The sequence below is a fragment of the Mycobacterium heckeshornense genome, assembly GCF_016592155.1.
In the GTDB taxonomy this organism is placed as follows: domain Bacteria; phylum Actinomycetota; class Actinomycetes; order Mycobacteriales; family Mycobacteriaceae; genus Mycobacterium; species Mycobacterium heckeshornense.
In genome coordinates, this window is sequence record NZ_AP024237.1 from 3944022 (window position 1) to 3962932 (window position 18911).

15 protein-coding genes and 2 pseudogenes are annotated in these 18911 nt (G+C 65.5%); 5 read left to right on the top strand and 12 right to left on the bottom strand.

The window, feature by feature from the left end; all coding sequences use genetic code 11:
- Nucleotides 1-5: 5 nt before the first annotated feature.
- Genes MHEC_RS19030 through MHEC_RS19035 form a run of 3 tightly spaced genes read right to left on the bottom strand, consistent with a single transcriptional unit; the run spans nucleotide 6 to nucleotide 3267 of the window.
- Nucleotides 6-422, bottom strand: a complete 417-nt coding sequence (locus MHEC_RS19030) for a roadblock/LC7 domain-containing protein (RefSeq protein ID WP_048891822.1) — start codon at nucleotides 420-422, stop codon at nucleotides 6-8.
- Entirely contained in the window at nucleotides 419-865 is a 447-nt protein-coding gene (locus tag MHEC_RS25125) for a hypothetical protein (protein WP_414018101.1), read from the bottom strand. Before MHEC_RS25125 ends, MHEC_RS19030 begins: the two co-directional genes overlap by 4 nt.
- Nucleotides 862-3267, bottom strand: coding sequence for an ATP-binding protein (locus MHEC_RS19035; protein ID WP_236591510.1), 2406 nt, complete (start codon nucleotides 3265-3267; stop codon nucleotides 862-864). Before MHEC_RS19035 ends, MHEC_RS25125 begins: the two co-directional genes overlap by 4 nt.
- Nucleotides 3268-3561: 294 nt before the next feature.
- Between MHEC_RS19035 and MHEC_RS19040 the strand changes: the two genes are divergently transcribed.
- The gene (locus tag MHEC_RS19040) at nucleotides 3562-3792 is read left to right on the top strand and encodes a hypothetical protein (protein WP_048891821.1); all 231 of its coding nucleotides are present in this window, start codon (nucleotides 3562-3564) and stop codon (nucleotides 3790-3792) included.
- A gap of 1389 nt (nucleotides 3793-5181) precedes the next feature.
- Here the strand turns inward: MHEC_RS19040 and MHEC_RS19045 are convergent.
- From MHEC_RS19045 to MHEC_RS19070, 6 genes are all read right to left on the bottom strand, one after another.
- On the bottom strand, nucleotides 5182-6093 hold the full coding sequence (locus MHEC_RS19045; RefSeq protein WP_053094005.1) for a hypothetical protein: 912 nt from the start codon (nucleotides 6091-6093) through the stop codon (nucleotides 5182-5184).
- Nucleotides 6093-6383, bottom strand: coding sequence for a hypothetical protein (locus MHEC_RS19050; RefSeq protein ID WP_048891818.1), 291 nt, complete (start codon nucleotides 6381-6383; stop codon nucleotides 6093-6095). The genes MHEC_RS19045 and MHEC_RS19050 overlap by 1 nt, the downstream gene beginning before the upstream one ends.
- Nucleotides 6384-6740: 357 nt before the next feature.
- Nucleotides 6741-8258 (bottom strand): IS1634 family transposase, encoded by a 1518-nt coding sequence (locus tag MHEC_RS19055; protein ID WP_048893889.1) that lies wholly within the window; start codon nucleotides 8256-8258, stop codon nucleotides 6741-6743.
- A gap of 266 nt (nucleotides 8259-8524) precedes the next feature.
- Nucleotides 8525-9916, bottom strand: a complete 1392-nt coding sequence (locus MHEC_RS19060; RefSeq protein ID WP_435870360.1) for an IS1182 family transposase — start codon at nucleotides 9914-9916, stop codon at nucleotides 8525-8527.
- Between the two features lie 209 nt (nucleotides 9917-10125).
- The gene (locus MHEC_RS19065) at nucleotides 10126-10641 is read right to left on the bottom strand and encodes a hypothetical protein (protein WP_142358665.1); all 516 of its coding nucleotides are present in this window, start codon (nucleotides 10639-10641) and stop codon (nucleotides 10126-10128) included.
- Between the two features lie 183 nt (nucleotides 10642-10824).
- Nucleotides 10825-12417: a recombinase family protein gene (locus MHEC_RS19070; RefSeq protein ID WP_082170041.1), complete on the bottom strand. Its 1593-nt coding sequence runs from the start codon at nucleotides 12415-12417 to the stop codon at nucleotides 10825-10827.
- A 121-nt stretch (nucleotides 12418-12538) separates the two neighbouring features.
- Here MHEC_RS19070 and MHEC_RS19075 point away from each other — a divergent pair.
- From MHEC_RS19075 to MHEC_RS24525, 3 genes and pseudogenes are all read left to right on the top strand, one after another.
- Nucleotides 12539-13315 (top strand): annotated as a pseudogene (locus MHEC_RS19075) (IS481 family transposase); the annotation flags it as partial.
- A gap of 168 nt (nucleotides 13316-13483) precedes the next feature.
- Complete coding sequence (locus tag MHEC_RS24520; RefSeq protein ID WP_236591489.1) at nucleotides 13484-14008, top strand: site-specific integrase; 525 nt, start codon at nucleotides 13484-13486, stop codon at nucleotides 14006-14008.
- Entirely contained in the window at nucleotides 13924-14481 is a 558-nt protein-coding gene (locus tag MHEC_RS24525) for a tyrosine-type recombinase/integrase (RefSeq protein ID WP_236591511.1), read from the top strand. The genes MHEC_RS24520 and MHEC_RS24525 overlap by 85 nt, the downstream gene beginning before the upstream one ends.
- A gap of 280 nt (nucleotides 14482-14761) precedes the next feature.
- Here the strand turns inward: MHEC_RS24525 and MHEC_RS24530 are convergent, their stop codons facing one another.
- On the bottom strand, nucleotides 14762-15280 hold the full coding sequence (locus MHEC_RS24530; RefSeq protein WP_236591512.1) for a hypothetical protein: 519 nt from the start codon (nucleotides 15278-15280) through the stop codon (nucleotides 14762-14764).
- A 171-nt stretch (nucleotides 15281-15451) separates the two neighbouring features.
- On the opposite strand from MHEC_RS24530, the pseudogene MHEC_RS25130 reads away from it, so the two are divergent.
- Nucleotides 15452-15913, top strand: a pseudogene (locus MHEC_RS25130) (tyrosine-type recombinase/integrase); the annotation flags it as partial.
- Nucleotides 15914-16000: 87 nt separating this feature from the next.
- Here MHEC_RS25130 and MHEC_RS19090 read toward each other — a convergent pair.
- Complete coding sequence (locus MHEC_RS19090; RefSeq protein ID WP_048893842.1) at nucleotides 16001-17827, bottom strand: tyrosine-type recombinase/integrase; 1827 nt, start codon at nucleotides 17825-17827, stop codon at nucleotides 16001-16003.
- Nucleotides 17824-18864 carry a tyrosine-type recombinase/integrase gene (locus MHEC_RS19095; protein WP_048893843.1) on the bottom strand — a complete coding sequence of 347 codons (1041 nt, stop codon included), beginning with the start codon at nucleotides 18862-18864 and terminating at the stop codon, nucleotides 17824-17826. The genes MHEC_RS19090 and MHEC_RS19095 overlap by 4 nt, the downstream gene beginning before the upstream one ends.
- Nucleotides 18865-18911 lie beyond the last annotated feature (47 nt).

Genomic DNA, 18911 nt, shown 5'->3' on the forward strand with positions numbered 1-18911 from the left:
GCGGCTCACGAGGATAACGATGCCCGTCGGGACGACTGCACCACGCCGCCCACCCGTTCCACCAGGATGGCCATCTCGTAACCGATCTGACCGATGTCGCACGAGGTTGCGGCCAGCGCTGCCAGATGCGAGCCGTCACCGACCCGCATCAGCAGCAGGTAACCGTGTTGCATCTCGACCACCGACTGCAGCACTTGACCGCCCTCGAACAACTGGGCGGCGCCAGTCGCGAGGCTGGCTAATCCCGAGGCCACCGCGGCCAGCTGATCGGCACGCTCCCGCGGCAGATGTTCGCTGGCGGCCATCAGCAGACCGTCGACGGACACCAGCACCGCATGCGACACCCCGGGGACCTCACGGGCGAAGTTCGACAGCAACCAACCCAACGAATTGTCGGAGGACGGGCCAGAAGAAAACGTCATTCGTGATCGGATCCTTCGGTTGTCTCACGGGCATGCGACCGGCCTGCGCGCACACCGCCGAAGTGGCTGCTCATGGAGGCCCGGATCGCCTCGGGGTCCGGCGGTGAAGCCTGGTGCCGACCCGAGTGAAATCCGCCGTTGGATGCTACCCCGTGGTCCTGGTCACTCTGGTGTCGCCCATGGCGGTTGGATGGTGCCACGGCGCCGTTGGCCTGTGACGTCTGCTGTGGTGCCGCATCCGGCACCGCGGTTCCGGGCACCAGCCGGGCACCGGGTTCCCGTACTGGAAGGCCATGAGCGGTGCGCGACCGGACGGGCACGTTCTCGACCTCGGCTGCTGTGGACCACCCGTGATCCCAGACCGACTTCCAGTCCAGGTCGGCGCTGCGGGCCAAGTCATGCGGATCGACCAGCCACTCCGACAGCATCCGTTGATAAATCACGTCTTCCTCGGGCCCCTTGGCCGGCGTGGGTAACTTCGCAGCGGCGGTCTTTGCGTCGCGGTCTTCAGCACCCGGGCCGCGTTGGTCGGCGGGGATTGCCCCCGCCCCGACCCCGATGCGGCCGCATCGTCGGCGCGCGCGGCCCCCGAGCGTGACGAAAAGTAGGCCGAGGTGTCCGAAACCCGTCCGGGCGCGGGTTGTTCCGCTGGCGACTCCTGGTCGGTCTGCGCCAGCCGCGTGGCAGGTTGCTCACGCCGCGGCAACTCTTCGGGCCGCCCGCCGGCTGCGGTGGGCGGAGCGGGAACGCCGGTGATGCCGCTGGAGCCAGGCTTGCGGCGTGGCAGCAGCGCCCCCGGTGGCCCGGTCGCGTGGGACCCGTTGCGGTCCGACGGCTCGGCGGCGACGGTTGCGCTACGTTCCGCGTCGTGCGCACGGCGAGCAGCCCGCGCAGGGGTTGTCTCCGCAGCCGCCGGTCCCCGCGAAAACGCGACACCGGTTCTCGCTGGCGGCGGAGCGCCACGCAGGCCGACGAGCACGTTGGGTGGCAGGTAGACCTCGGCCGTCGTCCCCGAACTGCCTTCGGGTGCCGAGCTGCGCAGCCGCACCCGCATGCCGTGTCGGTCGGCGAGCCGGCCCACCACGAAAAGACCCATGTGGCGGGCATTGTCGGGGGTAACCTCGCCGCCGGCACGCAACCTGATGTTGGCGATCCTGCGATCTCCGTCGGTCATGCCCAGCCCGGAGTCGACGATCTGCACCAGAACCCCGCCGTTGCGGTGCCACACCGCGGAAACCCGCACAGGTGAGGTGGGTGGCGAGTAGCGCAACGCGTTGTCGATCAGCTCGGCAAGCATGTGCACGATGTCGCCCGCCGCGGCGCCCGTGATGGTGCAGTCGGGCACCGTCGCCGTCTCCACCCGTCGGTAGTCCTCCACCTCGGAGGTTGCCGCGTCAATCACCGTCGACAGCGCCAACGGTCCCCGTTGTTCGCGGGTGATCGGGGCACCCGCCAGCACCAGCAGGTTGGCGCCGTTGCGGCGCATGCGCGCGGCCAGGTGGTCCAGGCGGAACAGGCTGTCGAGCCGGCCGGGGTCTTCCTCGTTGCGCTCCAGCCGGTCGATAAGCGCCAGCTGCTGGTCGACCAGTGAGCGGTTGCGCCGAGACATCGTTTCGAACATGTCGTTGACCAGCAGCCGCAACCGGGCCTCGTCGCCGGCCAGTAACAGCGCCTGGGTATGCAGCTCATCGACCGCGTGCGCGACCTGCCCGATCTCCTCGGTGGTGTACACCGGCAGCGGCTTGGGGGCATGCTCGTCGCCGGCGCGCACCCGGGCGATCTCGCCTTCGAGGTCCTCATGGGCGACCTTCAAAGCGCTGTCGCGCAGCACCCGCAGCGGCTGGATCAGCGACCGCGCTACCAGCCAAACCACCACCAGCGCCGCCACGAAGGCGGCCAGTACCAGCACCGCGTCGCGGATCGCGGCGTCGCGCCGACTGTTGGCGCGGTCCTCCAGCGACTTCGTCACCGACCCGGTGGTGTCCTTGATCACCTGCGCGGCGATCGCGTCGGTGGTCTGCACCGAGCGCAGCAGCTCGGGGTTGTTGACCAGCTGGCTGGTCGGGTCCGACATGATGGCCATCCGGCGGACCATCTGCTGCTGCAACGTCTTTGCCTGGGACGACCCGACACCGAGCACCTCGGCCATGCCGAACAGGGTCGACGGTTCGGTGCCGGCCAGCGTGATCATCGAGGTGCGCAGCTCGGGTTCGGGCAGATCGCCGCCACGGGTGATCAGCAGCCGCTGCATCATCATCTGACCGCGAGCACCGATCGCGCGGCTCAATCCTTGTGCCGCGGCCCGGATCTGCGTGTTGTCCACGCGCACCGACCCGTCGACCGCGTTCTCGGCGGTCAGCAGGATCGGCGCATACATGGTCACCCGGTCACGCAGACCAATGCTGTTCGCCGCGATCTTGTCCAGCAGTGCCTGCCCGCCGGTCAACAGGGTGCCGACCCCAGTCCGGACGTCGGGTGCCACGTCGGTGTCGGCCAGCCGCGCCTGCAGCTCATCCTTGCGGGCCTCGTAGTTCTTCTTGGCTCCCTCCACGTCAGACCCGGTGGAGGTCGCGATCACCGCCACATCGAGCGCCGACATGTACTTGGTGATTGCCGGGACCACTTCGGCGCGGTCCGCGGCCAGCCGCAGGTTGCTGGCGTCGGTCATCGCTCCGGCGATGCGCAATCCGCCGAAAACCATCGCCAGCAGCAGCGGCACCAGCGCGATCGCTACGACTTTCCACCGCACAGGCCAGTTGCGCATCGACCACCTCGGCGGGCGTTTCGCGGGCGTGGGCTCCGCGGCATGGGCATCTAAGTCGTCGTCGAAACCGTCGTTCGGCACCGGCGAAACCACCCGTTTCGGGTGGGCAAACAGCGTCACCGGACCGCGGCCGTGCGACCGACCGCTCCGCTGATATGCAGTGTTCGCGCGTGGTTCATGGGGGACTTCCTGCTTATCGTGACCCGCCGCGGGGCAGACCGGCGGGCGATATACGCATGGCAACTTGACGAGTATGACAGCCTCGGGCCGCGGTTACCACAGTTCTTACTGAACAACCAGAGTTCGCCGGAGCCTGGTCACGCATCGAAATGTCGGCCGAGCAAATTGTGATCGGGCGCCTGTCATGATCAACGGATGTTTCGGGTGATGTTCGTCTTCGCAAATATCATTTTCCAGACAATGTCCGGCAGGCTGATCGCGGACGACACATACTCGAAGCCCGAGCAGAAGCACCGCGCGGCGGTCCCGGGTGGCGACAGCCTTGGCACCCCTGACGAGGCCTTGATCCGCAAGGTCTGCGTTCAGTTGTCGCAGCTCAGAGCCTCATATCACATAATCGACGTGAGCGGTACGGAACCGGACTGAGTTGTACATACGCTTTGAACCGAACGCCCGGGCAGCGGAGGGCCGATCAACTTCGCGCACAAGATGGCGCAAGTTGGGCGAAGGAAGTTGACGTCTTGGCCGATTTAACTGACGAGGAATTCGTCGGGCACATGCAACACAGGGGGCGCCATGAGATCGGCATCCCGACCGAGAGTCGCGTCGGGTAATCGTCTCCAACCGCGAGCTACGCCAGGCCATCGATGGGTTCCGACGCTCAGCCGAGAAGTCCTCGAAGCGCCTTGAGGTCTTAACTTTGGTGCTCATCGCTTTGACCGCCGCGATCGTTGCCCTCACCGTCGTGCTCATCGTGTACGCCGGGTAGAGGTCGTCCTTCGATCGGTGCAACGAGGAGATCCGCTCAGTTCCTCACTGAGGGTCGGGTGGGCATGTGCCGGAACCAATGGCGCCTACTCCACGACACGCAGGTCCGGCCTCGTCTCCCTCGACGGGGGCTCGGGAAGACCAACCGACAAGCTCCGGTAGACCGGGTGCTCGTCGGCTGCACCAGGAGCGGAAAGACGACTCCTGGACCACTCCACGATCCCCAGGCCCGCAGCGTTGGCTACGTCTAGCGCCAGGGCCGGGTCCACCATGTGAGCCCGGAGCCATCCTCCAATCGCCGGGAGCCGGTCCCTCGGCTCCATGTCCGGGTTCCGAAGCTGATGCGGCAGGGCGTTCGCCAAGGTCTCGATTGACTGGACCGGCGCTCGGTTGCGCCGCTTCGGTCGTCCCATCAGCGGGCCACCTTCCCCCAACGGGCTTGTGCTCCAGGGCGTCCGAGCTGGCTACGGGTCATCTTCCCGGTGCCGGCAGTCTCCTCCTCATCGGGCAGTGTCCGCGACTTGAGTAGCGACGTGAGCAGAGCACGGTACTGCCGCAGTCCCCGACCTCAGGCGCAGCTACCGGCTGGCCTTGCGAGCCCTTCACTCGAAGGTCCGTCGGCGGCATCCACGATGGATTGCAGCCGGTGGACGACATCAGCGGTGCTTGCCGCCTGCTCCAAGATGATCAACTTCTCCGGGCAGCGGAAGGGTTCGACCCCGACGACCCCGACGTGAGAGCGGCGCGCGACCTTGTGCGCTGGGAGTTGGAACTACTCGGCTCGTTCCCGCAAGACCCATCGGAGCTTAGGTGGCCAGGAGGGGTCGTTTCGATGCCGATACACCTGGACCCAGCCGTTGATTACGATCCCAAGTATGAATAGGGCGAAAATGAGGTGAATAGCGTTGTGCGTGCTGAAGAAGTTGTAGCACTCCAAGCCCGCGAACGCGAGGACGAAGGCGCTGGATAAGACCATCCCGTACCTGTTGGTGCTGAGCCAGTTAAACGCCTTCAGCGGCGCGGAAGTCCGTGAAGGTGACATGTGCCCTACTCCCAAATCTTGCCGAGTATGTAGCCGATGCCCGAGAGGCCGCCAAGGACCGCGCATCCTGCTATTGCCCCTGGGCCTGTTTCCGACGTCGCGAGGGCGCCACCCGCGCACCCTGTGCCAAAAGCCACTCCCAGTCCCCCAAGCGTCGGTTCGCTCGGCTTGTGTAACTGCTGCTGAATGTCGTTTATTTGCTTCTGCTGGTCCTGGAGCTGCCTCTGAATTGGCCCCAAATCCGGGGCAGGAGGAGGGGCCGGCGTCGGAGTCGGGCTCGGCGTTGGCCCGTCTTGCTTGAAGGTGTTGTCGACAAGGCGGACACCGTATCGACGGTCTGCGTCACCGTCATTGATGATCTTGTCGTCGGGGCCGCTGTGAATCGGCTGTTCGTTGAACGTCGTATTGCCAATGCCTACGGCGGCGTTGGCGAGGTTGCCTGCGACTTCGTGGTCCACCCCGACTAGTTCGGCAGCCCGAGAACGGAGGTCGGCTGCGAATTGTTGAGCCTGAGCTTGACGGGCTGCTAGCTCTGCCGCCGTCCTGCTCCTGCGGGTGTCGGTGACCGACAAGTCTTCACCGACACTGAAACCGGCGTTATGCGCGTCCTCGACGGCGTAAAGCACCCTCCGCTTGGCAGCGTCGATATCGCCCGCACCGCGTCGTGCGATTCCGGATGCCTCACGTAGTTGGTCAGACTTGCCGCTAGCCGTAGCCTTGTCGGCGGTGGTCCGGTTGAGCAACGCATCTTGCGCTTGCCCCTCCCAGTTCATCGAGGCCGACTGGTTCCACACCTGCCAGAATGCGTCATCCCATCGATCAGCGGTAGCGGTCCAGTGGTCAGCCGCTTCGATGAGATGGTCTGTGTCCCATGCTCGAATCTGTGAGAGAGTCGGCAATTCGACGGTGGCGAGCATTACGCCTCCAACGCCTTCGCAATGTCGTCCAGTTTGGTCGCCGCTGCCGCGTCTTGGGCGGCGTAGAGGGTAGCCGCAGCGTCGGTTTTGATTGCTGTGATCCGGATACGTGCCGCGAATGCCTGCTCGGTTACAGCCGCACCGGCGTGTATTTCGTTGACAACTGCGGCGCTGGCCTGACTAGAGGCAGCCGGAACATTGGGTGCAGCGCCTACTAGGTCTCCCGCTACGGCGTGCCACCGCGCCGCTGTGACCCGAAGGTCGTCCTCATCCGCTCGCAGTGGCTTCATGGTGGCAGTATAGAAGCGTTTCCCATTGTTCCGTAGTCGGTCGGACGTGTATGAGGCGGTCGTACTCGTACAACGCGGGCCTGCCAGCCCTCCGGGCTGACCTTGCGGCGCGCTTGCGACCGTGGCCTCGCTTGTTCGGACCAGACGACGCAACACCAGGCGCAAAGCCTACTTCCCTCGGCCTTGCGGAATGGTTCCGCCATATGCTCACCGCGAGGAACTAGCGACCTTGACCCCTACGGCCTAGGAGCGTGGGTCAGTAAGAGTTTGTGCGGGTCCAGTGGTGCGCGCAGAACATGATCGGTTTCACTATGCGCTGAGGGTGACGGCCGTCGGCGTGTCCCGACTTGGGCCAAATTAGTGCGCACCGTCGGTGCGGATCTTGGCGAGTGCTTCGGCGAGGTCGTCGGGTAGGGCGTCGGCGGCGGTGAGGATTTGTCGTCCGGCGCGAATCTGCACGGTGCGGTAGCGGCGTGCGGTGCGGACGAATTTCTTGATGCTCCAGCCGGTTTGGCGTTCGATCCAGTGCGATACAGCCATGGCGGCGAACACGACGCTGAGGTGCGCCTCGATCGAGTCGCGAGTGCGGTGGTAGATCGGGCGAGCTTGAAGGTCATGCTTGGACATTCGGAAGGCCTTCTCGATGCGCCACAGCTGGTGGTAGGCGTCGATGACGAACTGCGCGGGTTGTTCGACCAAGTTGGTGGTGTAGCCCTTCCAGCCGGCCAGCGCACGGGTCTTGGCCTCCAAGGCGCGGTTGACCGATTTGGTCGCACCGCTGAGTTGGATGTAGCGGTTGCGCTTGACCGGGGCATGCCCATCCACGGCGCGCTGGGCCTTGGCGATCTGCTCGTCGATGCCGCGCAGGGTGCGCCGGGCCCGGTCATGTCGGTACTGGTAGTAGATGACCCGATCCGGGATACCGCGGGCTTTCTCCGCTGAGGTGGCCGGCCACGGCTGGGTTAACACCAACCCGTCCGGGATGACCTCGTCCGGGTGCTTAGCGCGCCATTCGGCGATCACGTTGGGCAGCAATGAGATCCGGGTTCCCAGAATGAACGACAACCCCGCGGCCTGCAGGGCGACCTGGTTGGCTTCAGAGATCATCCCGGCATCAGCGACCACGGTGACCTCGCTCAAGCGGTGGGCGGTCTTGAACGCGTTGATCACCGGCAACATGGTCGCGGTCTCGGCCTTGTTGCCCTCGAAGGCAGCCACTGTCAGCGGGAACCCAGTCGCATCGGTCAACAAACCCAGGGTGATCTGTGGATCGAGTCGACGTTCCTTGGAAAACCCGGGCTCGCGAAACCCATCAACGGCATCGGTTTCAAAGTGCAGGGTGCTCACGTCGTAAAGCACCAGGCTGGCCGGACCCAACGCAGCGTGCGCTGCACATGCAGCCGAAAGTGCCTGCCGGAATTCGGGTTTGGCGAAAATCGGCAGCCGCCGCTTCACCGTCCGATAGGCCGGCGAATCCACCCCGGTCTCCGAAAGCACCCGCAGCGCATCGACCTTGCTGGTCGGTTCGATGATTCGGGCGCCCACCAGGTCCCGAAACACCTCATCTCCATCGGTGGCGGCATCAAAGCCCAGCACCCGATAGGCATGACACAACGCCTCCCACAGGTGCTCAGAACAGGAGCCCACGATCTCCAGCGGCCGGCCACCGCCGGCAGCGGCCTGCTCGAGTCCCAAGTCCAGGCTCTGCTGACCGGCAGCCACGCGCTGAGCCGCAGCCGCCTTGAGCGCCTCCAGCTGGGCCTCACTGTGCGCCGAGCCGAGGTGCTCAATCTGGCGCGATCCCCGCCGCGAAGACCACACGATCTGCACCGCGGTTGCTCCCGAGGCCGTCTTCACCGTGCGCACATACGCCACCAGCGCACACTAAAGAACTTCAATTAGTGCAGACCTTCCGACCCGCCGCGACCGAAAACCCCAGCTCAGCGACTCGCAACCACCCCGATCCTCCAAAAGTGGCCCAAGTCAGGTAAGAGTTTGTGCGGGTCCAGTGGTGCGCGCAGAACATGATCGGTTTCACTATGCGCTGAGGGTGACGGCCGTCGGCGTGTCGCCGCCCGGAATGCACACTCGACGCCCGGGATGCATACTCAAGGCCCCACGGCAGGCAAGTGGCTTGACGGTCAGCTGACTGCGAGCCCGGCCAGTCCGGTGGTGCCGAGGTGGCCGTGGAGTTTGCGCAGGTTGTGGCACGCTGCCAGGAGCAGCCATTCACCACGGGCCTGCTCGAACCCGCGTAGCAGTAGGTGTTTGGCGTTTTGCAGGGTGGCCATCTGACCGAATACTGGTTCGACGATTGCCTTTCGGTGGGCGTAGACCTTCTGGCCGGTCTTCGTGGTGAGTTTGCGGGCCATGCGCTGTTTTTCGGTGGCGTCGGCTGGAATCCTCCCGCGGGAAGCTACTGGTGGGTCGCCACGGTGGTGGCGCCCGGTGGCGATGAAAAACTCGGTGCCATGTTCGGTGGCATAGCTGGCGGCCTGGTCGAGGTTATCGGCCGAGCAGTACCCGGCGTCGGCAAGGACCTGGTTGGGCGTCGCACCGGTGCTGGCGGCGGCCTGTTCGGTCATCGGCATCAGGTTGCCCACGTCAGAGGCGTTGGTGTTCACGTCGGTCGCCACGATCACCTGATGATCGGCGTCGACCACGGCCTGGGCGTTGTAGCACTGGTGAAACGCCCCATCGCCAGTCAGCATGATCTTTGAATCCGGGTCGGTGAAGTTGCGCTGCGCCTTGGGCTTCGGGACGGCCTGCTGCGCGGCGGCTTCGCCCTTACTGGTGACAGTGTCATCGTCATCGCCGCGTTCGCGGGCGCTGTTTTCGGCCTTGACGCGGGCGGCTTGTGCGGCCTCTTCCTCTAGGGCGGCTTTGGCTTCGCGAATCTTGGCCAGGCGCGACTCGCGGCGGCGCAGACCTTCAGGTAGCTCATCACCACCGCGGTTCTTGCCGAACTTGGTGTCCTCGGCCTTATCGATGCGCTCGGCCTCCAACAACAATGCCGAAACCTCTTCGGCGAGGACCTTCTCCTTCTCCGACATCCGGGCGTCGCTCATCGCTTTGCGTTTGGAGGCATTGGCCCGCACCTTGGTGCCATCGAGGGCGACCCGGCCCAGTGAGACCATGCCCGCGGCCTGGCACAACGCCAACGCCTGGACGAACAAATGCCCCAATGCCGAAAGATGTCGTTTGCGGAACCGGGCGATCGCCCGGTAATCCGGAGCGGCTCCCGCCGCCAACCATCGAAATGGCACGTCGTCGACGCATTTGGTTTCGATCACCCGCGACGAGCGCACCCCGATGGTGTAGCCGTAGAGCAGGATGCGCACCATCAGCCGCGGGTCATAGGGCGGCCCGCCGCGCCCCTCGGTGTAAGCGGCGCCGATTCTCGACAGGTCCAGGTGCTCATCAACGAGCTCGGCGATGAACCGGGCCAGGTGTTCAGCCGGCAGCCAATCATCCAACGACGGCGGCAACAACAACCCCTGATCCGGATCGAACCGCCGGAAGGTCTTGTCCACCGGCGGCTTCGCCGCCGCAGAATCCGTTTCTACCCACTCGACGGGCTCAACTTCGAACAACCCGCCGCTATCGAGATCATCAGGCACACCCCATCATCGCGTGCACCGGCCGATAAACCGCCCACCCCGTCCGGCGTGTTACTGACCCACGCTCCTAGCCGGTGACTCACTTGATCCTGTCACGCTGGGCTTGAACTGATTTCACTACCTCATGGGCAATTTGGCGAACCGTGCAAAGGAACCGGGTTCGTGAGGGGGATTGGATCGGTCCAACCTTCCTGGGGCTTCGGTACGAAGTTCGCTGAAGTACTCTGTGCCGCACCCTGGCCGACCGGAATCGGGGCACTGATGAGCTGCCTCCCTTCTGGCCCCTCTGTGTAAGTCCAACCTAGCGAGTTGAAGTTCGCAATCTTGTTGTACGACTCCTCAATTTCGGGGTCGACGTGGGCGCCGCCCTCTTTATCGACCAGGGCCAGGACGAAGTCCTTGCGTGAAAAGAGTGTCCCGTCAACATCTTTGACTACGGGATGCGTCCACCACATCTCGAAATGCACCCGAGAACCCCGAGGCAGGATGATCGTTGTCCCCATTGGGCCGGGCAGGTAGTCGTCCAGTGGCGCACCATAATGCGGTTCCGCTTTACCGTCGTCGATGGTTATCCCGTGTTGGATCAGACCGAACTCAGGGAACAGATTCCGTGGGTTCGGTCGTCCGGCAGTATCCACCCATGCCAGCCTGTCCTGAAGCCCAAGCTGGTTGATCAGCGCATGCGAGCCACGGGGGTTCCTGTCTGCTGTGTGATGGAAAAGAACCCGCAGCCCAACGGCGAGCCGCTTGGCCTCGCTCAGGTGTGGTAAGTCCGAGATCTGACAAGTCCGTTTTTGTTCACCCCGGTCTAACCGACCGCGTTAGCCCTCTCCGTGCGAGAAAAGACCAGCGCCCACAGTGCCGTACCGCTCTGGCGGCTCAGGCACCCGAGGGGGTCGAGGAGGTATGCCCATTCGCCGCTCCAGTTCCTCTGGGATACGGGTCTGGAACTCCCTCGCATTGCTCCCCCGTCCTCCGACGACCCGGGCGGTGAACGTTATTCCGGACTTGAGCAGTAGCTCCCTGCAGGCAGCCGTGTCCGCCGCTTCCCAGACCTCCCGGTATGTCCCTCCGGTGGCCCGGTACTCCCACCGGGCCTCTTGGGTGGGAGCGGATTCCAGCTCCGCGATCCTCGCGTCAAGTGCATCTAGTTGAGCCTGTAGCCGTTGTTTAGCCGTCGCTGAGACAGCACGGCCAGCAGCCTTCGATAGCTCGTCGAAGGCTGTCACAGCCTCACGTAAAGCCTGTTCATTTGTGTCACCCGGAACCCAGACCCGTTCCCGGACCTCCTGGTCCCCCAGCTCACGGAGGAAGTCCTCCTCGGCCATCTCCTCCAACTCCTCGGCTGGGATCATCGTGTGTTCACGGGATCGGCAACGGTAATAACGATATTCGTACGTCTTGGCCGCCCTCCTGACCGTGTTCAAGTCATGGTGCAGGGGTTCCTCGCACCGGGGACAGTCGTCGCAGAACGCCGCTGGGTTCTCCCTGTTCGGGCAATCCGGGTTATGCCGGAACCCCGCACAGAACACCAGCCCTGACAACGGGCTGGCCTCGGTACGCCTGGCGTCCTTTCGGGCCTCCTGGGTCCGGTCCAGAGCTGCCTGTATCAGCTCCCACTCGTCCAAGGTGACCAACGGCTCGGCGAGCTGTACGGGCATACTCTGATCGTCGCGGACAATCTGACCGTTGTGGTGGGCGAAACCTCGCAGCATCGGACTCCTCAGCATGTTCCTGATCGGGGTGGTGCCCCAGGCGCCGGCACCCTGTGATTCCCGCCAGGAGCCGCGCAGAAGGGCGTAATACCGGGCTGGGGTAGGCACACCTTCGGAGGTCAGTTCCCGTGCAATGCGGGTCAACGGCTTGCCGTCTAGAAGGTCGTCCACGACACGACGAACGACCCAGGCTGCCTCGCGGTCGATCACCAGCCTCCAGCCCCCGCCGTCGCGGGGGATGGCCTTGTATCCGAACGGTGGTTTACCTCCAGGCCAGCGTCCAAGCTCCCGGAGCTTGCGCCTGGAGCCCTTGACACGCTCCCGGATGGCTTCCAGCTCACCCTCGGCCAAGAAGCCGATGACGTTGGCGATCAGACGGCCTACGGGTGTACTTAGGTCGATCCCCTCCGATGCGCTCACCACGATCTTGTCGTGGTCCATGCACCAGCCGATCAGCTTGTTGAGGCTGATCGTGGATCGGCTCAGACGGTCCAGCTTCCACACCGCGATCACGTCGAACTCCGGTGCCCGTTCGTTGAGCCACGGCCCGACGGCTGGTGCCTGGAAGGGATCGACGGACCCGGGAAGGTCTACGTCCTCGGCCCAGCCGATGACCTCGTGGCCGTTGGCGTCGGCCCACTGCTGGATCACTTCCCGCTGACGTTCTATCGACGTGGATTCCTCGGTTAACCTCGACAGACGGAGTCGGCCTAGGTGTAACTCTTTGACAGGTTGTGAACGGCGTGGCTAGCGCAATGTAGGTGAGGACCTTCGGTATCGGTGTGGTTACCACAGGCACTCCGATCACCGAGAGGTGCTCCTGTCTCACGCTAATGCCTTGTTGACTCCCAAGGGCCGGTTGCGGCTGGCGCGCTGTGTCGTTGAGGACGGATGGACCTACGCGCGGGCGGCTGAGCGGTTCCAGTGTTCGACGGCGACGGCCAAGAAGTGGGCTGACCGCTACCGCGCCGGTGGCCCGGAGGCCATGGTAGACCGGTCCAGTCGCCCGCACCGCTGCCCGCGGCGGCTGTCGCAGCGCCGCGAGCGACGGATCATCAAGGTGCGCTTCACCCGCCGCTGGGGTCCGCATCGCATCGCCGCCTATCTGCGACTGGCCCGTTCGACGGTGGAGGCGGTCCTGCGCCGCTACCGGATGCCGCTGCTGCGTGACCTGGACCAGGTCAGCGGGCTTCCGGTGCGCCGGCCACGGCCACGCCGCTACGAGCACTCCGCACCCGGGGATCTGGTCCATCTGGATATCAAGAAGCTCGGGCGCATCCCTGACGGCGGGGGCCACCGCAAGCTGGGACGCCAGGCAGGCCGACGCAACCGGGCCGGGGCGGGCTATGCGTATTTGCACCACGCCATCGACGACCACTCTCGGCTGGCGTACTCCGAGATCCTCAACGATGAGCGAAAAGACACCGCTGCGGAGTTCTGGAGACGAGCTAACGTCTTCTTCTGCGAGCACGGAATTGTGGTCAAGCGAGTGCTGACTGACAATGGAAACTGCTACCGCTCAAAGACCTTCGCCGATGCCCTCGGAAGCCAGATTTGCCACAAGCGGACCCGCCCCTATCGTCCTCTCTTAACCGGCTAATGGTTACTGGTTGTTGGCTACGACACGCCGTTTTTCCTGGGGTGCTTGATTTGCGTTGAGACGTTAGGCATATGTGAGTCCCATGGCAGCAGAGCAGACGGTCGAGTCGTTGTGTGCAGTCGAGCGGCAGGGGCGCTGGTCGCTGGTCGGGGCGGGCCGGCTGGCATGGATCTGGTCAACGACTACCTGAGCTATCTGGCCGATCGCGCTTACTCGCCGCGCACGGTGCGCGCCTACGCGTTCGACCTGCTGGCGTTCGCGCGGTGGCTGGCCGCCGAGCGCCTTGGGGTCAACGAGGTCACCACGGAGGTGTTGCTGCGGTTCTTGGCGTTCTGCCGGTCGGCGTTGCCGCCGGTCCGGCCGGGCGGCAACGTGTACTCGATCCGCGATGGCCGCAACGTCGGCTACGCGCCGACGACGATCAACCGGCGGCTCGCCGCGATCTCGGGGTTGTATTCCTATCGGCAGATGCGGGATGGATCGGCGGACAACCCGGTACCGCGCGGGGTCCGGCACGCCGCGCAGCCGGGGAGGCTAGCGGTCTGCTGGCTCACCTGCGAAAGCCAAAGCAGCGCTCGCGGTTACGGGTGCGGGAGCCTCGGCGGTTGCCGCGCGGCCTGGACCGCAAGGAGACGACGGCGCTGGTGGGCAGCCTGCGCACCGACCGGGATCGCGCGATCGCGGGGTTGATGCTGTTCTGCGGGTTGCGCTCGGCCGAGGTGCTGGGTCTTCGGGTCCGCGATATCGACATCGGCGGCTGGGTACGGGTCATCGGCAAGGGCGACAAGGAGCGCCGAGTTCCGTTGGATCCAGACGTGGCCGCGCTGATCCAGACCTACCTGTTCGCCGAGCGGCCCGAATCAGATTGCGACACATTGTTTCTGGTCGCAAAGGGCCCCAACCGGGGCGAGCCGCTGACCCCGGCTGGATTGCGCACGATCTTTCGCTACCACCGGGCGAAGGCCGGGGTGCCTGCCGGGCATCCGCATGCGCTGCGGCACTCGTTTGGCACCGCGCTGGCCGAGGCGGGAGTTGACCTATCGGTACTACAGGCGCTGATGGGCCACGACCACGTCGACTCCTCGGCCGCCTACATTCACCTGTCCCCGACGCATGTGCGTGCCGCCTACGATGCCGCCCGTGATCGCCAGCGCTCCCACTGAGGGGGCTGTTGCCGCGCGGCGGCCAGCGCCGCGCGGCGAGGAGTTGCTGTCGGGGTATGTGGCCGCGTTGGCGGCCCGTGGTGCGGGGAATCGATCGTTACTGGCAACGGCCCGCGTGTTTCTGACCCGCTGGCCCGATCCACAGGCCTGGGCCGAGCTGCCGCTGTCGGTGCGGTTGTCGGCCGGTTGGACGGTTCGGCCGCTGTTGAATTATCTGATGCTGTCCGGATATCTGCGCCCGGGCTACGACTATCTGCTCGAACGTAAGCTGGCTGCCATCCTACGGGAGGCACACACAAGCCCCTTGGCTGGTTATGTGACCCGATTCCTTTCCGCAGCAACCGAACTGGGCTACACACCCCGGGTAGCGGCGGGGCTGGCCAGCCAGGTCGCGGTGCGCATGCTGATCCAGACCGGCCACCCGCTTACCGAGCTTGACGATACCGATATCGCCGAGTTCAGCGCCGCGATCACCGCCCGCGAACAAGCACATCAGCGGCCACTCCAGCACTACCGGACCGCGTTGTATGCCGCCCGCGCTGTTCTGTATCACCTGGGTGGGCAGGTCACCCCAACTGCGAAAAACACCGCGCATCTGCGTTGGCCGTGGCGTCGTCACTTCGCCAGTGTTCCAACCGGATTGGCTGATTCGCTGGTCGCCTACCTGGAATGCGCCTCGGGCACTCGCACCCGATCGACCGTGTTGGGCATCGCTAGCCGCCTGGGCCATTTCGCCCAGTTCCTCGCCGACCACGATCCAGCGTTGATCAGCCTGGCCGACCTCGATCGGCAACGTCACATTGAGCCTTACTTAGCCGCCGTGGCCGCCGCGACCAACCCGCGCACCGGCGCGGTGTTGTCGGCCTCCGAACGGCGCTCGCGGGTGCTGACCGTCGGGCGGCTAATCGACGACATCAACGAATGGGGCTGGGCCGAGGCGCCCGGCCGCAAGCTCGTGTTTGCCCGCGATGTGCCCCGACTGCCCAGGGCGCTGCCCCGCTACCTGCCCCCGGACGCCGATCGGCGGCTGTCGCAGGCGCTGCACGCCTCGCCGAACCGGCTGCGCGCCGACGCACTACTGCTGCTGCGCGCCACCGGGATGCGCATCGGCGAACTGCTCGACTTGGAACTGGACTGTGTGCATGAGGTTCCCGGCGCCGGGGCCTGGTTGAAGGTTCCGCTGGGCAAGCTCGACACCGAGCGGATGGTGCCCATCGACGACGAGACCCTCGAGTTGGTCGACCGCATCGTCGCGCACCGCTCGCCCGGCAAGCCACTGCCACACCCACGCACCGGCAAGCCGGTCCAGTTCCTGCTCACTCATCAGGGGCGCCGCATATCGGTGGACGTCCTGCGCAACGAACTTGCCCGCGCCGCCACCGAAGCAGGATTGAAATCCGTTACACCACACCAACTTCGACACACCTACGCCACCGCGCTGATCAACTGCGGGGTGTCGCTGCAGGCGCTGATGGCGATGCTCGGCCATTATGCGGGTGATCTTGTCAAGTGCGTCTTGTCAGGAGGCGGTTTGATCGAGTCGGGCGAGCAGTCCGTCGAACACTTTCTGGCGGCCGAGCTGTCCTTTTTCGGCAGCGTCGTCGCGTTGTGCCTGCAGAGTGGGCCGGAAGGCGATGGTGGTCTGAAAGAAGGTGCAGGATTCGCAGATGGATTCGAAGTGGCAGTCCAGGCCGACGGGTCGGGCGCAGTAGCCGTTACCGAGCATCCGACGGTGCATCTCGGCGCGGAGCTTTCGCATTTCGGCGCCTTCGGCGTCGGCGGGAAGTGCGCGCGGCTGATCGTAGAGGGCCTCGACCTTTTCGCTGACGGTGAAGTATTCGTCGGCGACGGTGCGATCGGCGATTCGAGCGTAAACGAGCGTCATCCGCATAGATCGGTGACCCAACAGCGCGGCCAGCGCTTCCAGCGACATACCGCGGTTGATCGCCTGGGTTGCCAAGGTATGTCTGAGACGATGGGGCGAAACACGGCCGATGCCAGCCACTTTCGCGGTTTCAGCGACGGCCCGATCGACGCGGCCCTCCCCGATGCGTTGGCCGTACTCAACGAACAGGTAGCGGCTGCGCAGGCTGACGGGTCGGGCGGCGAGCCATTCGTCGAGGAGATCCTTGAGTTGGGGATGCAACGGAATGTACCGGTCGTTGCGCAGTTTCCCGAGCGGCACGTGCAACCAGTACGCGGCCCCGATCTGCACCACGGAATCGACTGTGAGATCGAGGAATTCGCCCTTACGCAGGCCGGTGCGGGCCAGGAACTCCACGCACAGCCGGACAAACGGGTCGTCGGCGGCGCGCGCGGCCTGCAGCAGCTTGGTGAACGCGGCGTCGTCGAGGAAGCGGGGCAGCGGCTCGTCGCGGATCGGCAGGTCGCCGGCGAACACGAGCACGCGGGCGGGAATATCGTCGCCGTCCCATTCGGTGAGCCGGTCGAAGCAGGTGCGCAGGGTGCCGAGATGTTCGGCGAGACTGATCTTGGACAACCGGCCGCCGCGCGCCGAAGGACGGGTGGCCAGGTGCAGCTTGTAGGCCTCGATGTGTGCCCGACGCAGGTCAGCAACACAGACCACCTCGGGGGCGTTCGCGGCCAGCCAGCCGGCGAACTCCCGCAGCACGCCCTCGACACGCACCATCGTCGAGGCCCGCAGCGACAGCCGCGTCTGGGCGATGTAACCGGTCAGGGTGGCCGCCAGCCGCGGCGGAACCGCCGCCCACTGGGCGGCCCGCTCAGCCGAGCGGTTTGGGCTGGTCTTGCGGGGCGCGCTGTCGAGGACGCCGAGGTGGAACAGGGTGGTCTGCGCACCGAACAGCGCCGCGCTCAGTGCTTTGGCGCCGTGGCTGCCGGGTCGGTGACGAGTTATCGCGGCACTCAACGCTTTTCGCTGCTCATCGATCACCGGCTGGGTCAGCTGCTCGGGAGTCAGCCCGGCCAGCGCGGCCACCTTGGCCAGCGCCGACCACTGCAGGCGGGTCACGATGGGATCAAACCCGAGCTCGGTGGAGGTCGCGACGAACCGTTGGTGGAATCCGCGGTGATGATGGGCGGCGACTTCGCCGAGGTAGGGCCGGCACGCCACGAGATAGTCCGGGCTGGGCCGCAGCCGTCCCGTCACGATCAGCCAACCAACCACCCGTCGATCCTTCAGCGGCAAAGCGCACTGGGTTGCCAGCGGCAACGCAGACCAGCCCGCCACACCCACGCGGGTGAAGAACGTGCGGGCCACCGAGGTCACCGGATGTCCGGCGAACATCCCGGCCGCAACCAGGTCGGCCCGATACGCCTCGACGAGCTCTTCGATGTCGGGGCGATGTGCTGGTGAGCGGTTCATGCCTCGGCCGCCTCACCGGAGGCGACGACCTGCGCCTCGATCGCTTCGGCGGCCCGCAGGTACTCCCGTTCCAACCAGTCGTTGGCCAGGTGCAGGTAGATGCGGGTGGAGTCGATCGAGGCGTGGCCGGCCTGGGCTTGGATCGCCTCCAGTGCCATCCCCGCCTCCCGCAGCCGGGTGAAACAGGTGTGCCGCAGCTGATGGCACGTCGCCTGGGTCAGCCCGGCGCGAGCGCGCGCACCGTCGAGGATCTCGTCCAGACCGGCGGCCGACAACGGCTCGCCACGCCGGGGCCCCTTCAACACCACGAACACCCGATCGGTCGACGTCCGCGGCCGCTCCTGATCCAGATAGTCCCCCAGCGATGCGAAGAACCGCGCCGATACCGGCACCATCCGCTGCCGACCGCCCTTGCCTTCGGCCACGAACACCCGCCGCTCGCCGGCGTTGACGTCGTCGAGGCGCAGGCCCAGCACCTCGCAGCGTCGCAGTCCACCCAGCAGCATCGCCTCGACCATGGCCCGGTCGCGGTGGGTGCGCAGCGCCGCCCGCAGCGCGTCGACCTCGCTTGGCGCCAGCACCCGGGGCAGCGTACGCGGGGTGCGGATCAACGCCATCCCGCCCTTCCCGCGCCGAGCACCGGGGCGGCGGGCGGCCAGGCTGGTCGGCACCGGGTTGCGGCTTACGCCGGTGTCACCGCGGGCCGCGAGGTAGGCATACAGGCCACGCACACTGGACAACCGGCGGGCGATCGTGCGCGCCGCCAGGCCCGGCTCGCCGTCCTCCAACCGCACCACCCGCTCACCCAAACGGGCAGTGCGTTGAAACGCCAAGAACGCGAACACATCTGCGGCGCTCACCTGGGTCGGTTCCTTGGCAACCACACCGAAGAAGATCTTCAAATCCGAGGCCACCGCCAGCCAAGTGTTCGTTCGGGCCCGTGCCGCAACGAAGGCCAGGTAGTCATCCAGCAGCGGATGCCCCAGGGTGATCGCGGCCAACTCCGCCCCACGATGGTGACGGACCAGGCACGGCATGAACACGGCAACCTCCTGCCGCCAGCATCCGCGCCCACCCCGCTGGA

Coding starts and splice junctions, on each gene's coding strand:
- MHEC_RS19030 (WP_048891822.1), bottom strand. CDS start 422: ATGACGTTTTCTTCTGGCCCGTCCTCCGACAATTCGTTGGGTTGGTTG.
- MHEC_RS19040 (WP_048891821.1), top strand. CDS start 3,562: ATGTTTCGGGTGATGTTCGTCTTCGCAAATATCATTTTCCAGACAATG.
- MHEC_RS19045 (WP_053094005.1), bottom strand. CDS start 6,093: ATGCTCGCCACCGTCGAATTGCCGACTCTCTCACAGATTCGAGCATGG.
- MHEC_RS19050 (WP_048891818.1), bottom strand. CDS start 6,383: ATGAAGCCACTGCGAGCGGATGAGGACGACCTTCGGGTCACAGCGGCG.
- MHEC_RS24520 (WP_236591489.1), top strand. CDS start 13,484: ATGGATCTGGTCAACGACTACCTGAGCTATCTGGCCGATCGCGCTTAC.
- MHEC_RS19090 (WP_048893842.1), bottom strand. CDS start 17,827: ATGAACCGCTCACCAGCACATCGCCCCGACATCGAAGAGCTCGTCGAG.
- MHEC_RS19095 (WP_048893843.1), bottom strand. CDS start 18,864: ATGCCGTGCCTGGTCCGTCACCATCGTGGGGCGGAGTTGGCCGCGATC.